This is a genomic window from Microbacterium sp. Root53, from assembly GCF_001426925.1.
Classification (GTDB): Bacteria; Actinomycetota; Actinomycetes; order Actinomycetales; family Microbacteriaceae; genus Microbacterium.
In genome coordinates, this window is sequence record NZ_LMFR01000005.1 from 30,884 (window position 1) to 48,146 (window position 17,263).

Genomic DNA, 17,263 nt, shown 5'->3' on the forward strand with positions numbered 1-17,263 from the left:
ATTCACTCCAGCGCAAGGAGAGCAGCATGACCATCATCGACACCGCCCCGACGAGGACGGACTTCCCCACGCCCGAACCCACCGCTCCTTCCATCGAGGTGGTGGGCGCCATCCACCCCCGGTTCGAGGAGATCCTCACGCCGGAAGCGCTCGCGTTCCTGGCGCAGCTCCACGAGCTGTTCGCCGCCGCGCGGTACGCCCGGCTCGCCGATCGTCTGCGTCGTGGCTATGAGATCGGCACCGGCCGGGATCTGCGGTTCCGCGACGACACCGCGCGCATCCGGGACGACGACGGCTGGCGCGTCGCCGGGCCCGGCCCCGGACTGGAGAACCGGCGCGTCGAGATCACGGGTCCGACCGATCCCCGGATGACCGTCAACGCGCTCAACTCCGGCGCCGACGTGTGGCTCGCCGACCAGGAGGACGCCACCAGCCCCACCTGGCGGAACGTGATCGGCGGACAGCTGTCGCTGCGCGACGCCATCCGCGGGCGGCTCATCCACACGACCCCGGAGGGCAAGCGCTACGAGGTCACGGCGGCACGCACGCCCACCATCGTGATGCGCCCCCGCGGCTGGCACCTCGAGGAGCACCACCTGCGGTTCACCGACCGTCACGGCCGCAACCGCCCGGCATCCGGCTCGCTCGTGGACTTCGGGCTCTACTTCTTCCACAACGCCGAGGAGCTCATCGCCCGCGGCGCGGGGCCCTACTTCTACCTGCCGAAACTGGAGTCGGCCGAGGAGGCCCGCCTCTGGGACGACGTGTTCAGCTTCGCGGAGCAGTACGTCGGCATCCCCCGCGGCACCATCCGCGCGACGGTGCTGATCGAGACGCTCCCCGCGGCGTTCGAGATGGAGGAGATCCTGTACGAGCTGCGCCACCACGCGGCGGGCCTGAACGCCGGGCGATGGGACTACATCTTCTCGGCGATCAAGACCTACCGGGGCCGTGGCGCACGGTTCGTGCTGCCGGACCGCAACGAGGTCACGATGACCGTGGGGTTCATGCGCGCCTACACCGAGCTGCTGGTCAAGACGGCGCATCGGCGCGGCGCGTACGCCATCGGCGGCATGAGCGCGTTCATCCCGAGCCGGCACGACGCCGAGATCAACGCGCGCGCTCTCGAGAAGGTGGCCGCCGACAAGCGCCGGGAGGCCGGCGACGGCTTCGACGGCACCTGGGTCGCGCATCCCGACCTCATCCCTGTCGCCCGCGCCGAGTTCGACGCCGTGCTCGGCGACCGGCCGAACCAGCTGGAGCGCACGCGCGACGACGTCACCGTGTTCCCCCGCCAGCTGCTCGATCTGTGGATCGGTCGTCCCATCACGGACGAGGGCGTGCGCGGCAACGTCTCGGTGGCGATCCGGTACATCGAGGCGTGGCTGCGCGGCATCGGGGCCGTCGCGATCGACGGGCTCATGGAGGACGCGGCGACGGCCGAGATCTCGCGGTCGCAGGTCTGGCAGTGGATCCGGCAGGAGCGCAGCACCGAAGAGGGCACGCCCATCACGCGCGAGCACGTGTCACGCCTGGTCGACGAAGTGCTCGCCGCCTCGCCGCGCCACGACGGCGACCGCTTCGACGAGGCCGCCGCGGTGTTCCGCGACGTCGCACTGAGCGAGACGTTCCCGGCCTTCCTCACCGTGAAGGCGTACGCCGAGCACCTGGTCGAGCTCGACCGCTGAATCGGCAACCGGGGCCGCCCGTCTCGCTCGGGCGGCCCCGGTGGCGTCAGTCCTTCGCGGCGCTGCCGGAGATCCGCAGGTCCAGCCGGAAGTCCACGGGGAAGGTCCCGAACAGGAGGCGGCCGGCCGAGGCGGCCGAGGCGCGCATGGCCTCGGCCGCCTCCTCCGCCTGCTCGGCCGGCGCGTGCACGAGGACCTCGTCGTGGAGGAAGAAGGCGATGTGCGCGCGCCGGGCGAACGCCGGCCCGGACCGCGGCGCCGCCCGATCGGCCGCGACCGGGGGCAGCTGCGCGAGGCGCAGGCGCAGGTCGGCGAGCCACGCGAGCGCCCACTCCGCCGCGGTCCCCTGCACCACGAAGTTCCGCGTGAACCGGCCGCGGTCGCGCGCGATGCGACGGGCGCGGCTCTCGTCGGCGGCGGATGCGGCGGGCCCGGACGCCCGCTCCTGGGCCGCGCGCCACGCCGCCTCGGGCGGTGGCGAGGTGCGGCCGAGCCAGGTGGCGACCACGCCGCCCTCCTCCCCCATGCGCGCGGCGGCGTCGACCAGCCCCATCGCCTGCGGGAAGACCTTGCGCAGCCGAGGCACGAGGCGACCGGAGTCGCCGGTCGTCGCGCCGTACATCGCGCCCAGCACCGCGATCTTCGCCTCGGCGCGCGTCGCGACCGCCCCGCTCGCGACGATGCCCTCGTAGAGGTCGCGGCCTCGTGCGGCGTCGGCCATCCGCTCGTCTCGCGCCATGGCGGCGAGCACGCGCGGCTCGAGCTGCGCGACGTCCGCCCCGACGATGCGCCAGCCCGGATCCGCCCGCAGCGCCCCGCGCAGCTGGCGCGGGAGCTGCAGCGCGCCGCCGCCGGACGACGCCCAGCGCCCGGTGACGACGCCGCCGGGCACGTAGACGGGGCGGAAGCGCCCGTCGTGCACCCACTCGTCGAGCCACGCCCACCCGTTCGCCGTGAGCAGGCGCGCGAGGCGCTTGTACTCGAGCAGGGGCGGGATGGCGGGGTGATCGATCTGGCCGAGCTCCCACTTGCTCGTGGACTCCACGAGGATCCCCGCGTCGTGCAGCGACTTCAGCAGGCGCGGCGGGGAATCGATCGAGACCGTCGGGTCGTCCAGGGCCTCCCGCACCTCCGCCGCGAGACGCGCCATCCGCTCGGGGACGCCGCCCACCCGGCGGGGGCCCAGCACGTCGGCGAGGATGGCGGCGTGGTGCTCCGCGTCCCAGGGAACGCCGGCCACGCGCATCTCGCAGGCGACCAGAGCACCGGCCGACTCCGCGGCCAGCAGGAGGCGCATCCGCCCGGGATCCGCGGCGCGCGCCGCGGCGTCATCCTGGCGCGCGAGCTCCGCCACGATCTCGCGCAGGTCGTCCCGACGCGGCGCCGACGGCCCCGCATCGAGGTCGAAGAGGGCCTCCGCGCGGTCCGCCGTCGCGTCGTCGGGTGCATCCCAGGCCGTCGCGGCCCGCAGCTCCGCCGCGCCGGGGACCGCGTCGCGGAGGATCGCGTGACACAGGCGCAGGTCGTGGCAGCGCCCGACGCGCACGCCGGCCGCGAGCAGTGCGGGGTACCACGCGGCGGTGCTTGACCAGACCCAGCGCACCCCTCGCCCCGAGGCGGACGCCTCCGACTCGCGCTCGGCGACCCAGGCGGGCAGCTCCGCGGTGGTCAGCGGCCGTCGGCCGCGCTCGCGGTCCCGGTCCAGCGCGATCGCGACGACTCCCCCGCCGGGCGTGCGTCCCAGCGCGATCCGGTCGGCATCCGCCCACGGCGACATGTCCGCGCCCATGGACGCGGTCGCGACCGGATCAGAAGAGGACGTCACCGCCGACCGCGTCCGGCGCCGGCGCCGACGAGTGCGCGTCGAGGTCGCGGCGGAAGCTCGCGCGCGCGTCCATCGACTCGTTGGCCGCCGCGTCGGCGAGCTTGTTCGCGTTGCGCGGCACCCACTCGAACGTGACGGTGCGCCCGCCGATCAGCTCGTGCGCGCGGCGCGCCAGCACCTGCATGTCGGGGTGCTTGATCTTCCAGCGGCCGGTCATCTGCTCGACCACCAGCTTGGAGTCCATGCGCACGTGGATCGCCTTCGGGTCGCGCTCGAGCGCGGCCTGGATGCCCGCGATCATGCCGTTGTACTCGGCGACGTTGTTGGTGGCCACGCCCACGTAGACACCGAGTTCGCTGATGACCTCGCCCGTCGCGGGGTCGATCACGACCGCGCCGCCCGCCGCGACGCCGGGGTTGCCGCGGGATCCGCCGTCGGCCTCGACGATGAGCGCCCCCGCGCTCACTCGGCGCCCTCCGTGAACCGCACGCCGCCCGGGGTGAGGCCGGACTCCGCCGTCCGCACCGCGATCGTGCCGCACTCGGGGCAGTGCGCGACCTCGTCGGCGGGGGTGTCGCGCAGCTTCTGCAGATCGCTCGGCGGCAGCACCATGTTGCACGCGCCGCACATGCCGCGCGTGAACAGGGCCGCGCCGACGCCGCGGGCCGCGATCCGCTCGTACAGCCCGAGCAGGTCGGCCGGGAGGCGCCCGGCGACGGCCGCGCGGTCGCGCGTGAGCGACTCGATGTCGCTCGTCGCCTTCGCCACGAGCGCCTTGGCCTCGGCGCTGAGCCGCTGGCCCTCCGACGTCGTCTCGTCCATGAGCGCCTGCTGCTCGGCCAGCGCGGCCTCGGCCTGCTCGAGCTTCTCCATGAGCTCCAGCTCGGCGTCCTCGAGATCGCTGCGGCGGCGGTCGAGGCTCGCGATCTCGTGCTCGAGGCCCTGCGCGTCCTTCGCGCTGGAGGTCGAGGCGAGCCGCTCGGCGTCGCGCGCCCGGCGCGCCGACACGACCTCGACGTCGGCCTCGATGCGCTTGAGCTCGGTCCGCAGGTCGTCGCGAGCGCCGGCGCGCGCGGCCAGCTCGCGGCCGAGCGTCGTGCGCTGCGCGATCAGCTCCTGCACGCGGGCCGCCTGCGGTGGGTTCTTCCGCGCGTGCTCGGCCTGCGCCAGGCGGCGGTCGATGTCGGCGACGTCGAGCAGGAGCAGCTGGGCGGAGGGGTTGGCTTTCATGTGGGCCCTGCCGGGATCGAACCGACGACACCCTGGGTGTAAACCAGGTGCTCTACCAGCTGAGCTAAAGGCCCGTTCCTCGAGTCTACGGGGCGGCCGTGCGCCATCCGCGACGAGGAGAGTCAGCCGAGCCGGACGGGATCCCCGACGCGGATCTCGCCCCCGGCGGCCTCGGGCAGCAGCAGGATGCCGAGCGTCGGCTCGGCCTGCGCGAACTCGCGGGTGAGGATCCGGAGGAGCCCCGCGTCCCGCTCCCCGGTGTCGGGGTTGGCGTGGATGGCGAGGCAGCGTCCGATCGGCCCCTGCACGCGGAAGGCGACCGCGCCGATCGTGACGCCGCCGGCCCAGGACAGCTCCGCCCAGGCATCGGTCCCGCCGATCACGATGTTGGATCGGAACCGCCGGTCGTCCACCGGCGCGTCGACCGCGGCGTCCAGGGCCGCGACCGACGCCGCGGCGTGCAGCGACACGAAGCCCCGCGGGCGGTCCTGGAACCGCGCCGTCGCCCCGTCGCCGACCAGCCGCAGCGGGAGCCGCCCCTCGCCCCGCAGCCGACGGGCGTCCGGGCCGTCCAGGACCCAGGCGGCGACCGCCTCCGAGATCCGTTCGCGGCCCGCCTCGTCCAGCACGTCCTCTGCGAGCACGTCGGCCTCGTCCGCGACCCGCAGGCGCCCCGGCTCCTCGTCGTACGCCACGTGCAGGCGCGCGAGCGAGGGGAAGTCCACGAGCGCGAGGCCGCGGCTCTTGGGCCAGTGGTCCAGGCCGTCCCGGTCCTCCGGCGTCGCGGCGTCGGCGAACCGGAGCGCGAGCACGCGGTCCCCCACCACCCGGCCGTCCGGCCCGACGACCAGCGATTCGCGCCGCTCGGGCGTGAACCCCTTGACAGGATGGCGGTACAGGGACTGCACGAATTGCACGCTTCCATCCTGCCTCTCCGCGTGGGGCTAGGCTGATGGGCGATCACGCGTGCGCACCCGACCCGTCGGCGCACGCGCAGGCACGTTTTCGCGAGGCACGACCTGCCCCGCTCGACGAAAGGGCATCCGGTGGCTGTTCACGACCAGGATCCGTACTCGCAGGGACCCCTCGACAGCGATCCCGAAGAGACCAGCGAGTGGCAGCAGTCACTGGATGAGCTCGTCGACGCGAAGGGGCACCAGCGCGGTCGCGAGATCATGCTGAGCCTCCTCAAGCGCTCGAAGGACCTGCACCTCGGCGTCCCGATGGTGCCGACCACGGACTACGTCAACACCATCGCCCCCGAGGACGAGCCCGAGTTCCCGGGTGACGAGGAGCTCGAGCGCCGCTACCGCTCGTGGATCCGCTGGAACGCGGCCCTCACCGTGCACCGCGCGCAGCGCCCCGGCATCGGCGTCGGCGGCCACATCTCGACCTACGCGTCGTCGGCGTCGCTGTACGAGGTCGGCTTCAACCACTTCTTCCGCGGCCAGGACCACCCCTCCGGCGGCGACCAGATCTTCATCCAGGGTCACGCGTCCCCCGGCACCTACGCCCGCGCGTTCCTCGAGGGCCGCCTGTCCGAGGGCCAGCTCGACGGCTTCCGCCAGGAGAAGTCGGCCGGCGCGAACGGCCTGTCGTCGTACCCGCACCCGCGCCTCATGCCGGAGTTCTGGCAGTTCCCGACCGTGTCGATGGGCCTCGGCCCGATCAACGCGATCTACCAGGCGCTCACCAACAAGTACCTCACCAACCGCGGCATCAAGGACGTCTCCGACAGCCGCGTATGGGCGTTCCTCGGCGACGGCGAGATGGATGAGGTCGAGAGCCGCGGCCAGCTGCAGGTCGCCGCGAACGAGGGCCTCGACAACCTGACGTTCGTGGTCAACTGCAACCTGCAGCGCCTCGACGGCCCCGTGCGCGGCAACGGCAAGATCGTGCAGGAGCTCGAGAGCTTCTTCCGCGGCGCCGGCTGGAACGTCATCAAGGTCATCTGGGGCCGCGAGTGGGACGACCTGCTCGCCCGCGACACCGAGGGCGCGCTGCTCAACCTGATGAACAGCACGCCGGACGGCGACTTCCAGACCTACAAGGCCGAGTCGGGCGCCTACGTGCGCGAGAACTTCTTCGGCCGCGACCCGCGCGCGCTCGAGCTCGTCAAGGACTACACGGACGAGCAGATCTGGGGCCTGCGCCGCGGCGGTCACGACTACCGCAAGGTGTACGCGGCGTTCAAGGCCGCGATGGAGCACAAGGGCCAGCCGACCGTCATCCTCGCCCACACCATCAAGGGCTACGGCCTCGGGCCGCACTTCGAGGGCCGCAACGCGACCCACCAGATGAAGAAGATGACGCTGGACGACCTCAAGCTGTTCCGCGACACCATGCACATCCCGGTGACCGACAAGCAGCTGGAGGAGAACCCCTACCAGCCGCCGTACTACCACCCGGGTGAGAACGACGAGACGATCCAGTACATGCTGGAGCGCCGTCGTCAGCTGGGCGGCTTCCTGCCCGAGCGCCGCAGCAAGTACACGCAGATCCCGCTGCCGCAGGACAAGGACTACGCGCTGCTGAAGAAAGGCTCCGGCACGCAGGAGGTCGCCACCACGATGACGTTCGTGCGTCTCGTGAAGGACCTGCTCAAGGTCGACGGCTTCGGCAACCGCATCGTCCCGGTCATCCCGGACGAGGCGCGCACGTTCGGCATGGACTCGTACTTCCCGACCGCGAAGATCTACAACCCGCACGGCCAGAACTACACGTCGGTCGACCGCGAGCTGCTCCTGGCCTACAAGGAGAGCCCGCAGGGCCAGATCATCCACGTCGGCATCAACGAGGCCGGCGCCCTCGCGGCCTTCACGGGCACCGGCACGTCGTACGCGACGCACGGCGAGCCCCTGATCCCGATCTACATCTTCTATTCGATGTTCGGCTTCCAGCGCACGGGCGACGCCCAGTGGGCGGCCGGCGACCAGATGGCGCGCGGCTTCATCATCGGCGCGACGGCCGGCCGCACCACCCTGACGGGCGAGGGCCTGCAGCACGCCGACGGCCACTCGCACCTGCTCGCCGCCACCAACCCCGCGACGGTCTCGTACGACCCCGCCTACGGCTACGAGATCGCGCACATCGTGCGCTCGGGCATCGAGCGGATGTACGGCGGCCAGCACGAGGACCCGGACGTGATGTACTACATCACCGTCTACAACGAGCCGATCGTGATGCCGGCCGAGCCGGAGAACGTGGACGTCGACGGCATCGTCCGCGGCATCCACCGCATCTCGGAGGGCCAGGGCGACGGTCCGCGCGTGCAGCTGCTCGCGTCGGGCGTCGGCGTGCCGTGGGCGCTCGAGGCGCAGGAGCTGCTCAAGAACGACTGGGGCGTGATCGCCGACGTGTGGTCCGTCACCAGCTGGACCGAGCTGCGCCGCGACGGCCTCGCGGTCGACGAGCACAACTTCCTGCACCCGGAGGCCGAGCCGAAGACCGCGTACATCACGGAGAAGCTGCGCGGCGCCGAGGGGCCCGTGATCGCGGTCAGCGACTTCATGCACGCCGTGCAGGATCAGATCCGCCCGTGGGTTCCGCAGCGCTACCTGACGCTCGGCGCCGACGGCTTCGGCTTCTCGGACACCCGCGCCGCGGCCCGTCGCTTCTTCAAGATCGACGGCCCGTCGATGGCGGTCCGCGCGCTCCAGGGTCTCGCCGACGAGGGCAAGGTCGACCGCTCGGTCATCGGCCAGGCCATCGAGAAGTACCGCCTCCACGACGTCAACGCCGGCACGTCCGGCAACGCCGGCGGGGAGAGCTGAGCGCGGTCGTGGCGAACGCTCAGGACGCCACGCCCCCGCTCGACAAGACCGCGACGCTGGCATGGCTGCGCCGGATCTCCGGGGATCTGGCGACGGCCACCACGACGCGGCTCGAGCAGTCGCTGTCGTGGTACTCCGACATGCCGCCTGCGCGACGATCGGCCGTCGGCCTCGTCGCGCAGGCGGGCATCACGTCGTTCATCCAGTGGTACGACGACCCGACGTCCACCCCGTGGATCGCGGCGGACATCTTCGCGGCCGCGCCGCGTGAGCTGCTGCGCAGCGTCAGCCTCCAGCAGACGCTGCAGCTGATCCGGATCACGGTGGAGGTCGTCGAGGAGCGGGTCGCGTCCAAGAGCGATGACCTGCGCGAGGCGATCCTGCTGTACTCGCGCGAGGTCGCGTTCACCGCGGCGGACGTGTACGCGCGCGCCGCCGAGTCCCGCGGGCTGTGGGACGCGCGCCTCGAGGCTCTGGTCGTCGACTCGATCCTGACCGGCGAGGCCGATGAGGAGCTGCCGAGCCGCATCGCGGCGCTCGGGTGGCACGGCCACGGCGAGGTCTGCGTGCTCGTGGGCACGGCCCCGCAGCTGTTCGACGTGGACCAGGTGCGCCGCACGGCGCGCAAGCTCGGCGTGGACGTGCTGGTGGGCGTGCAGGGATCCCGGCTCGTCGTCGTGATCGGCCGGGCGCAGCCCGCCGGCGAGGAGCCCGACGCGGACTGCATGCCGTTCGGCGAGATCGCCACGCACCTGGAGCCGTCGTTCGGCGAGGGCTACCTCGTGCTGGGTCCGACCGTGCCCGCGCTGGTCGACGCGAGCCAGAGCGCCCGGGCGGCGCTCGCGGGCTTTGCCGTCGCGCGCGGCTGGCGTCATGCGCCCCGACCCGTCGAGGCGGACGACCTGCTGCCCGAGCGCGCCCTCGCGGGCGACCCGGTCGCGAAGCAGACGCTCGTCGACCGGATCTACCGCCCGCTCGCGGCGCACTCCACGGACCTCGTCACGACGCTGTGGAGCTACCTCGACAACGGACGGTCGCTCGAGGCAACGGCGCGCGAGCTCTTCGTCCACCCGAACACCGTGCGCTACCGCCTCAAGCGCGTCAGCGACGTGATCGGATGGGACGCCACGGGTCCGCGTGAGGCGCTCATCCTGCAGACCGCGCTGATCCTCGGGTCGATCGGATCGGCCGACGCCGGCCGGCGCCGCGCCGCGGTCCGCCGCCCGCGCTGATCGTTACACGACACATACAACTGTTCGCGGGAATCTTGTGAGGCCCCCGCCAGCGGTCGCCCGTGAAGGTTGGCAGACTGGTCGGGTGATCGTCGTCGTCTGCCCTGGACAGGGCTCGCAGACCCCTGGCTTCCTCTCCCCCTGGCTCGAGCTGGACGGCGCCCGCGAGCGCCTCGCCGCGTTCTCCGAGGCCGCCGGCGTGGACCTCGTCGCGCACGGCACGGAATCGGACGCGGACACCATCCGCGACACCCGCATCGCGCAGCCGCTCATCGTCGCGGCCAGCGTGCTGGCGTGGGAGCAGCTGACCGCGAGCGGCGCCCGCCCGGACGGCGTCGCCGGACACTCGGTCGGCGAGGTCGCCGCGCTCGTAGCCGCCGGCGTGATCGATGCCGAGTCCGGCATGCGACTGGTGGGCGTGCGCGGCCGCGCGATGGCCGACGCCGCGGCGCAGGTCGAGACCGGCATGAGCGCGGTCGTCGGCGGCGACGAGGCCGAGGTCCTCCAGGCGATCGCAGACAACGGCCTCACCCCCGCGAACTACAACGGCGCCGGCCAGATCGTCGCGGCGGGCGAGCTGCCCGGCCTCGCGGCGCTCGCGGAGAACGCCCCTCGCGGCAGCCGCGTCATCCCGCTCCAGGTTGCCGGCGCGTTCCACACGCGTTTCATGGCGCCGGCCAAGGACGCCCTGCAGGCGGCGGTCGACGCGATCGAGGACATCGCCGACCCCGCCCTGCGCCTGTGGACCAACAGCGACGGCGGCACGGTGGGCTTCGGCCCGCGCGCGCTCGAGCTGATCGTGCACCAGGTCGCGGCGCCCGTGCGCTGGGACCTCTGCATGGCCTCGTTCGCGGACCGGGGCATCACCGGCCTGATCGAGCTCGCGCCCGCCGGCGCGCTCACGGGGCTCGCCAAGCGCGGCCTGCGTGGCGTGCCCACGGTGGCCGTGAAGACGCCGGACGACCTCGCGGCAGCCCTCGAGCTGCTCGCGGCCTGAAGAAGAACGGATAACGCAGGATGACCGTCACGCTCAAGGAGGCCGTCGGGGCCCCGCACTCCCGCATCTACGCTCTCGGGGCCGCGCGCGGCGAGAACGCCGTGCCCAACGAGGACCTGATCGGACCGATCGACTCGAGCGACGAGTGGATCCGCCAGCGCACCGGCATCGTCACGCGCGTCCGCGCCACCGCCGAGACCGACGCGATCGACCTCGCCAGCGCGGCCGCGCAGCAGGCGATCGAGCGCGCGGGCGTCGACCCGGCCGAGGTCGACCTCGTCATCGTCGCGACCATCAGCAACCCGAAGCAGACGCCCTCGGTGTCGGCGATCGTCGCGGACCGCGTGGGCGCCAACCCCGCCGCGGCATACGACGTCAACGCCGCGTGCGCCGGCTACTGCTACAGCATCGCGCAGGCCGACGCGCTCATCCGCGCGGGCGCCGCCCGCTACGCGCTGGTCGTCGGCGCCGAGAAGCTCAGCGACATCGTCGACCCGGCCGACCGCAGCATCTCGTTCCTGCTGGGCGACGGCGCGGGCGCCGCGCTGCTCGGCCCGAGCGACACCCCCGGCGTGTCGGCCTCGATCTGGGGCTCGGACGGCTCGAAGGCCGGTGCCGTGGGCATGAACCACACGCTCACGGAGTTCCGCGACGGCGTGTCGGAGTGGCCCACGCTCCGACAGGAGGGCCAGACCGTCTTCCGCTGGGCCGTCTGGGAGATGGCCAAGGTCGCCAAGCAGGCGCTCGGGGCCGCTGGCGTGCAGCCGGAGGACCTGGCCGCGTTCATCCCCCATCAGGCGAACATGCGCATCATCGACGAGTTCGCGAAGCAGCTCGGGCTGCCGGACACCGTCAAGATCGCGCGCGACATCGAGACGACGGGCAACACGTCGGCCGCATCGATCCCCCTCGCCACCCACCGGCTGCTCGAGGAGAACCCCGAGCTCAGCGGCGGGCTCGCCCTGCAGATCGGCTTCGGCGCCGGCCTCGTCTTCGCGGCGCAGGTCGTCGTCCTCCCGTGACGGCGCGCGCCGCGACCCTAGACTGAACCACGGTTCCGTCGTCCGATAACCCGAGAAACCCTAGGAGAAACCCCATGGCATACACCAGCGACGAGGTCCTCGCCGGCCTGGCCGAGCTGATCACCGACGAGACGGGCATCGCCGCCGAGGAGGTCGCGCTCGAGAAGTCGTTCACCGACGACCTCGACATCGACTCCATCTCGATGATGACGATCGTCGTGAACGCCGAGGAGAAGTTCGGCGTCACGATCCCCGACGACGAGGTCAAGAACCTCAAGACGGTGAAGGACGCCGTCGACTTCATCACGTCGAACCAGTGAGTCGTGGGGTGCCGCATCGCCGCTCGGCGGTGCGGCACCCGCGTCCGCATCACCTAACGGAGTACGAGGAACCAGCATGACCAAGAGCATCGTGGTCACCGGCATCGGAGCGACCTCCGCCCTGGGCGGCACCGCCCCCGAGAACTGGCGCAACCTGCTCGACGGCGTCTCGGGCGCGCGCGCCCTCGAGCACGAGTGGGTCAAGACCTACGACCTGCCCGTGACGTTCGCCGCCGAGGCGTCCGTCCGGCCGGAGGAGGTGCTCGAGCGCCCCGTCGCGAAGCGCCTGGACAAGTCCGCGCAGTTCGCGCTGATCGCGGCCATGGAGGCGTGGGCCGACGCCGGCTCCCCCGAGGTCGAGCCCGAGCGGCTCGGCGTCGACTTCGCGACCGGCATCGGCGGCGTCTGGACGCTGCTGGACGCGTGGGACACGCTGCGCGAGAAGGGCCCGCGCCGCGTCATGCCGATGACCGTGCCGATGCTCATGCCGAACGCGGCGGCCGGAAACCTCTCCCTTCACTTCAACGCACGTGCCTTCGCGCGCACGGTCGCGTCGGCCTGCGCCTCGAGCGTCGAGTCGATCGCGAGCGCGTACGAGCACCTGCAGCTCGGCCTCGCCGACGTGGTGATCGCCGGTGGTGCCGAGTCGGCGATCCACCCCATCACGATCGCGTCCTTCGCGTCGATGCAGGCGCTGTCGCGCCGCAACGACTCCCCCGAGACCGCCTCGCGGCCGTTCTCCGTGGACCGCGACGGCTTCGTCATGGGCGAGGGTGCGGCCGTGCTCATCCTCGAGACGGAGGAGCACGCCGTCGCCCGCGGCGCGGAGATCTATGCGCGCCTGGTGGGATCGGCCGTCACAGCCGACGCGCACCACATCACCGCCAACGACCCGAGCGGCGCCGGCGCGGCCCGTGCCGTGCGCCAGGCGCTCGAGCAGGCGGGACGCTCCGCCGACGATGTCACCCACATCAACGCGCACGCGACGTCGACCCCGGTCGGCGACCCGTCCGAGTACAAGGCCCTGCAGGCCGTCTTCGGCGACCGCGTGCACGACATCCCCGTGTCTGCCACCAAGGCGTCGACCGGCCACCTGCTCGGCGGCACGGGCGCGATCGAGTCGGTGTTCACGATCCTCGCGCTGCGCGATCGCGTCGCTCCCCCGACGATCAACCTCGTCGATCAGGACCCGGAGATCCCGCTCAAGGCGTCGAGCAGCCCGCAGCCGCTCGGCGACGGCCCGCAGCTGGCGATCTGCAACTCGTTCGGCTTCGGCGGCCACAACGCCGTCGCGGCGTTCGCGTCGTACGACGACTGAGTCGTCGCGCCCCGGTGGCGCACACGAAAGAGGCCCCTGGTTCTCCAGGGGCCTCTTTCCTGTCTCCGGAGTGACGCCTTCTCACCCGCCGGGAATGCTCACCGACAGCCGGTACCGACGCCGCTCCGTGGTCTCAGGGGCGGTTCATCCCACCTTGTGCAGCCACACGACGGGCGCGTCGTCGCTCGCGTGGCGGAAGGGCTCGAGCTCCTCGTCCCACGCGGAGCCGAGCGCGATGTCGAGCTCGCGCTGCAGCTCGATCGGGTCGCCCGCGGCGAGCTCCATCGCGTAGCGGATCCGGTCCTCGGGCACGACGACATTGCCGGAGGTGTCCATCTGCGCGTAGTGGATGCCGAGGTCGGGAGTGTGCATCCAGCGGCCGCCGTCGCTGCGGGGCGTGGGGTCCTCTGTCACCTCGAAGCGCAGGTGCTCCCAGCCGCGGATGCCCGTGGCCAGGGCCGCGCCGGTGCCGGCGGGGCCCTCCCAGTAGAACTCCGCGCGTCGTGATCCGGACAGCACAGGCTGATCCGCCCACTCGAAGTTCACGGCCCGGCCGAGCGAACGACCGACCGCCCACTCCAGGTGGGGGCACAACGCACGTGGCGCTGAGTGGATGTACACCACTCCGCGCGCCATTGGTGTCGCCATGATCTCTCCGTTTCGTCAGGTGCGTCTTCCCCTACGACCTGACCGGCGGATCCGGCTGACATCTCTTCAGTTCTCCCAGCATTATGACCGGCGCGCCCTCGAATCACAAGCGTGTCATTCGCTCCTCTTCTCCGGCGGTGTCATCCGCCCGGGGTGTAGATCCACACGGCGTCGCTGCGCGTGCCGTCCATGCCGTGCTCGCCGCCCCAGTCCGTGCCGCCGAGCAGCACAAGCCGGTCGCCCGCCCACACTGCGTCGCCGGGCGTGGTCGGGAGGCCGTCGGGCTGCGGCAGCGCCGTCCACGTGCCCTGGCGGTCGTCGAACACGTATCCGTCGGCGACCGAGTACCGTCCGCCCTCGACTCGGTGCAGCCATCCCGAGAACGCCTCGGCGTCGGGCGGGTCCGGAAGGAGGGACCAGACGCCTCCGGGGAGGTCGACGACGCCGCCGTACGGCAGCACCTCGCCGAAGCCGTCCACCTCTCCCCCGTCGGAGCCGCCGAGCGCGGGATCCACCAGCCGCTCGCCGGTCCAGACCCAGCCCTCGGGATGGATGGACCCGGTCGTCGGCAGCTCGCGCCAGGCCTCGGCACCGGGCTCGAGGAGCGCGAGACGCTCGAAGCCTGGCGCGCTCTCGGCGACGTCCGAGATCGGGACGCCCGAGAGCACGACGCCGAAGGGCGTGGAGACCGCGTGCCGCGAGAACGACGACGGGAACGGGTCGTCCGCCAGGGCCGACCAGCTTCGGGCATCGAGGTCGTACGCCTGGTCAGGGCGCTCACCGTGCTCATCGTCGGGCGAGACGAACAGCACCCGTTCGCCGTCGGCGACCGGCATCATGCCGCGCAGGTCGGGAACGTCGCGCAGCTCGGTCCAAGCGTCCTCGGCGAGGTCGTAGACCAGCACGGCGGAGCCCTCGGATGTGCCGACGTTGACGAAGACCTGCCCCGCCGCGAAGGCCGCGTCGGGCACGCGGAGCTCCATCGGTGCCGGCGCGAGCGTTCGCCACGTCCCGCTGTCGGGGTTCAGCGCGGTCCCGTCGGCCGCCCAGCCCTCCATCACGCAGTCCGCGGTCGGCGGGCACGGCGGGCCGACGTAGCCGCCGAGCACGAGCAGCTCCTCCCCCGTCCAGGCTGTGACCGCGTGCTCGCGCGGTTCCAGCGGGAAGTCGTCGGCCTGCGTCCATCCGGCGGCGACGGCCGGGACCTGGAAGATCGCCTCGCGTTCCAGAGCGGACAGCACGGACTGCCACATCGCGCCCTCGGCTCCCACGCCGCACTCCTCCGGGGCATCGGGGATCGGCACCCAACCCCCGCCGCCGAGGATCAGATCGCCGATGCGCACGGTGCCGTGCCCCGGCACGTCCACGCTCTCGCCATCGTCGGCGAGGATCGAGCCGAACGGGAACTGCAGCGGCGTCTCGCGCCCGCCGACTGTCAGGCCCAGGCACCCCCCGTCAAGACGGGTCAGGGTGCCGGTGATGATCGCATCCATCCCCATCGCCGGCTTCGACGGAGCCGCCATCATGATCGACGCGCCCGCGCGCTGGACACCGGATCCGGGGCCGCTCGCGCATCCGGAGACGAGCGCGACGGCCAGCACGCAGGCGGCGGCCGCCAGGAACCGCGATGTCCTCATGACCGAGAGTGTCGCGCGCGGCGCGATCGTCTCAACCGCGCGATTCGCCGATCGTCGCCGCGGCCGCCGCCGCGATCACCGCGTCGATGGATCCCGTCTCCTGGTGCACCGCCCGCAGCCGGTCCGAGCCCGTGCCTCGTCGCAGGATGTCCGCGACGCCGCACTCCACGAAATCCTCGTCGCCGTTGCGCCGCAGCTCGGGGCGCACGGTGTCGATCATCCGCGCGATCACGTCTCGTGCCGCGCACGGACGCCCGGTCGTGGGATCGACGAGCCGGTCGGTCACGCCGTGCCGGGCGGCCTGCCACGACGCGAGCCGGATCACCGGGGTCGGCACGTCCGGCGGCGGCACGCCGCGCCGCCACTCGTCCGCCGCGTGGTCGACCAGCGCGCGGATGAGGCAGGCCAGCGTGGCGCCGTCCTCGGCCGTGAGGCACACGTCCGCGATGCGCGTCTCGACCGTGTCGTGGCGGTGCGACAGGCGCGCGTCGAAGTAGAGCATGCCCGTGTCGAGGATCGCGCCCGTGTCGACCAGCGCCCGCTCCAGCGCGCGGTACGCCTCGACCGATCCGAACACGTCGTTGGGGCCCGCGGTCGGCCAGTGATGCCACACCACGAACCGGAAGCTCGCGTAGCCCGTGTCCTCGCCCTCGCGGAACGCGGAGTTCGCGGAGAGCGCCAGAAAGAGGGGCAGCCACACGCGGATGCGGTCGAGCACCGCGACGCCCTCATCTGGGCTGTCTATGCCGGTGTGGACATGGAAGCCGCACTCGAGCGTCGCGCGGGCCATGCCGGCGTAGCCATCCTCGATGGCCTTGTACCGCTCCTTCACTGTGACGTGCGGGCGCACGCTCAGCGGCGAGGCAGCCAGGGCGATCGCCCGGCCTCCCTGTTCGCGGGCGAGCGCGTCGGCCGTGCGACGACCGTCCCGCATGCAGTGCAGGAGGTCGTCGCGCTCGGTGCAGGGCCGCGAGATGACCTCGATCATCTCCTGCTGCATCTCGGCCTCGAGCGTGAAGCCGCGGATCGGCGCTTCGCCGGCCTTCCGGAGGATCGCGGGGGCGATCGCGCGCGGCACCCCGCTGCGCTCATCCACGAGCAGCAGCTCCTCCTCGACGCCGAACGTGCGCATACTCCACCATGCGCACGCCGCGGGCGCCGACGAAAGGCTCTTCCCCGCAGGGCCGCGCTCCGCTATAGACGCAGCGGCCCGCTCATCGGGATGAACCGGACCGAGAACCTGCCGGTCAACAGCCGAGCGGTGTGGTGGGGCGGGTGGGACTCGAACCCACGCATCGTCGGGTTATGAGCCCGCTGCCTTGACCATCTTGGCCACCGCCCCGTGTGGATACGAGCCTAACGCGGAGCGGCGCGACCGCCTGCGCGCCGAGGGGTGTCAGCGGCGACGCCCGCGCCCGATCGACCTCGTGAACCAGCCCTCGGTGGCGATCGCCTGTTCGACCGTGCCGCCGGCCATGTATCCCGCTGCGAGTCCAGAGAAGCTCGCGAAGCAGTCGTCGCAGAGGGTCCTGGTGGCCGTCTTTCTTCCCGGTCCGGGGAAGCGCTTGCGGCA

Annotated in this window: 14 protein-coding genes and 2 tRNA genes; 7 read left to right on the forward strand and 9 right to left on the reverse strand. The window is 72.2% G+C overall.

All coding sequences use genetic code 11. From position 1 onward, the window contains the following. The first annotated feature begins 26 nt into the window (after window positions 1-26). Window positions 27-1,688, forward strand: coding sequence for a malate synthase A (aceB, locus tag ASD19_RS03170; protein WP_055988714.1), 1,662 nt, complete (start codon window positions 27-29; stop codon window positions 1,686-1,688). Window positions 1,689-1,734: 46 nt separating this feature from the next. On the opposite strand, the gene ASD19_RS03175 is transcribed toward aceB, so the two are convergent. The 5 genes from ASD19_RS03175 to ASD19_RS03195 form a co-directional block, all read right to left on the reverse strand. Further along, window positions 1,735-3,477 (reverse strand): bifunctional 3'-5' exonuclease/DNA polymerase, encoded by a 1,743-nt coding sequence (locus ASD19_RS03175; protein ID WP_055988715.1) that lies wholly within the window; start codon window positions 3,475-3,477, stop codon window positions 1,735-1,737. Window positions 3,478-3,496: 19 nt separating this feature from the next. After that, on the reverse strand, window positions 3,497-3,979 hold the full coding sequence (locus ASD19_RS03180; RefSeq protein ID WP_082542937.1) for a reverse transcriptase-like protein: 483 nt from the start codon (window positions 3,977-3,979) through the stop codon (window positions 3,497-3,499). Then, complete coding sequence (locus ASD19_RS03185) at window positions 3,976-4,743, reverse strand: zinc ribbon domain-containing protein (protein ID WP_055988744.1); 768 nt, start codon at window positions 4,741-4,743, stop codon at window positions 3,976-3,978. The genes ASD19_RS03180 and ASD19_RS03185 overlap by 4 nt, the downstream gene beginning before the upstream one ends. A 1-nt stretch (window position 4,744) precedes the next feature. Then, window positions 4,745-4,817, reverse strand: a tRNA-Val gene (locus ASD19_RS03190). A 48-nt stretch (window positions 4,818-4,865) separates the two neighbouring features. Continuing rightward, window positions 4,866-5,660 (reverse strand): MOSC domain-containing protein, encoded by a 795-nt coding sequence (locus tag ASD19_RS03195; RefSeq protein WP_055988716.1) that lies wholly within the window; start codon window positions 5,658-5,660, stop codon window positions 4,866-4,868. Window positions 5,661-5,789: 129 nt separating this feature from the next. Between ASD19_RS03195 and aceE the strand changes: the two genes are divergently transcribed. The 6 genes from aceE (at window position 5,790) to ASD19_RS03225 (ending at window position 13,405) form a co-directional block, all read left to right on the forward strand. Beyond that, the gene (aceE, locus tag ASD19_RS03200) at window positions 5,790-8,516 is read left to right on the forward strand and encodes a pyruvate dehydrogenase (acetyl-transferring), homodimeric type (protein WP_055988717.1); all 2,727 of its coding nucleotides are present in this window, start codon (window positions 5,790-5,792) and stop codon (window positions 8,514-8,516) included. Between the two features lie 8 nt (window positions 8,517-8,524). Continuing rightward, window positions 8,525-9,748 (forward strand): PucR family transcriptional regulator, encoded by a 1,224-nt coding sequence (locus ASD19_RS03205; RefSeq protein ID WP_055988718.1) that lies wholly within the window; start codon window positions 8,525-8,527, stop codon window positions 9,746-9,748. Window positions 9,749-9,833: 85 nt separating this feature from the next. After that, window positions 9,834-10,745, forward strand: a complete 912-nt coding sequence (locus tag ASD19_RS03210; protein ID WP_055988719.1) for an ACP S-malonyltransferase — start codon at window positions 9,834-9,836, stop codon at window positions 10,743-10,745. A gap of 20 nt (window positions 10,746-10,765) precedes the next feature. Then, window positions 10,766-11,767, forward strand: a complete 1,002-nt coding sequence (locus tag ASD19_RS03215) for a beta-ketoacyl-ACP synthase III (RefSeq protein WP_055988720.1) — start codon at window positions 10,766-10,768, stop codon at window positions 11,765-11,767. A gap of 74 nt (window positions 11,768-11,841) precedes the next feature. Further along, the gene (locus ASD19_RS03220) at window positions 11,842-12,087 is read left to right on the forward strand and encodes an acyl carrier protein (RefSeq protein ID WP_055988721.1); all 246 of its coding nucleotides are present in this window, start codon (window positions 11,842-11,844) and stop codon (window positions 12,085-12,087) included. Window positions 12,088-12,163: 76 nt separating this feature from the next. After that, the gene (locus tag ASD19_RS03225) at window positions 12,164-13,405 is read left to right on the forward strand and encodes a beta-ketoacyl-[acyl-carrier-protein] synthase family protein (RefSeq protein ID WP_055988722.1); all 1,242 of its coding nucleotides are present in this window, start codon (window positions 12,164-12,166) and stop codon (window positions 13,403-13,405) included. 144 nt (window positions 13,406-13,549) lie between these two features. Here the strand turns inward: ASD19_RS03225 and ASD19_RS03230 are convergent, their stop codons facing one another. The 4 genes from ASD19_RS03230 to ASD19_RS03245 all read right to left on the reverse strand — a co-directional run bounded on the left by ASD19_RS03230 (window position 13,550) and on the right by ASD19_RS03245 (window position 17,032). Next, window positions 13,550-14,053: a DUF3145 domain-containing protein gene (locus tag ASD19_RS03230; protein ID WP_055988723.1), complete on the reverse strand. Its 504-nt coding sequence runs from the start codon at window positions 14,051-14,053 to the stop codon at window positions 13,550-13,552. Between the two features lie 140 nt (window positions 14,054-14,193). Continuing rightward, complete coding sequence (locus ASD19_RS03235) at window positions 14,194-15,690, reverse strand: hypothetical protein (RefSeq protein WP_055988724.1); 1,497 nt, start codon at window positions 15,688-15,690, stop codon at window positions 14,194-14,196. A 31-nt stretch (window positions 15,691-15,721) separates the two neighbouring features. Then, on the reverse strand, window positions 15,722-16,822 hold the full coding sequence (locus ASD19_RS03240; RefSeq protein ID WP_055988725.1) for a carboxylate-amine ligase: 1,101 nt from the start codon (window positions 16,820-16,822) through the stop codon (window positions 15,722-15,724). Between the two features lie 132 nt (window positions 16,823-16,954). Next, a tRNA-Ile gene (locus tag ASD19_RS03245) sits at window positions 16,955-17,032 on the reverse strand. Window positions 17,033-17,263 lie beyond the last annotated feature (231 nt).

What these genes read in the sequence shown, in the direction of transcription:
- aceB (WP_055988714.1), top strand. Translation starts at nt 27, where the DNA reads ATGACCATCATCGACACCGCCCCGACGAGGACGGACTTCCCCACGCCC.
- ASD19_RS03175 (WP_055988715.1), bottom strand. Translation starts at nt 3,477, where the DNA reads ATGGGCGCGGACATGTCGCCGTGGGCGGATGCCGACCGGATCGCGCTG.
- ASD19_RS03185 (WP_055988744.1), bottom strand. Translation starts at nt 4,743, where the DNA reads ATGAAAGCCAACCCCTCCGCCCAGCTGCTCCTGCTCGACGTCGCCGAC.
- ASD19_RS03215 (WP_055988720.1), top strand. Translation starts at nt 10,766, where the DNA reads ATGACCGTCACGCTCAAGGAGGCCGTCGGGGCCCCGCACTCCCGCATC.
- ASD19_RS03220 (WP_055988721.1), top strand. Translation starts at nt 11,842, where the DNA reads ATGGCATACACCAGCGACGAGGTCCTCGCCGGCCTGGCCGAGCTGATC.
- ASD19_RS03225 (WP_055988722.1), top strand. Translation starts at nt 12,164, where the DNA reads ATGACCAAGAGCATCGTGGTCACCGGCATCGGAGCGACCTCCGCCCTG.
- ASD19_RS03230 (WP_055988723.1), bottom strand. Translation starts at nt 14,053, where the DNA reads ATGGCGACACCAATGGCGCGCGGAGTGGTGTACATCCACTCAGCGCCA.
- ASD19_RS03235 (WP_055988724.1), bottom strand. Translation starts at nt 15,690, where the DNA reads ATGAGGACATCGCGGTTCCTGGCGGCCGCCGCCTGCGTGCTGGCCGTC.
- ASD19_RS03240 (WP_055988725.1), bottom strand. Translation starts at nt 16,822, where the DNA reads ATGCGCACGTTCGGCGTCGAGGAGGAGCTGCTGCTCGTGGATGAGCGC.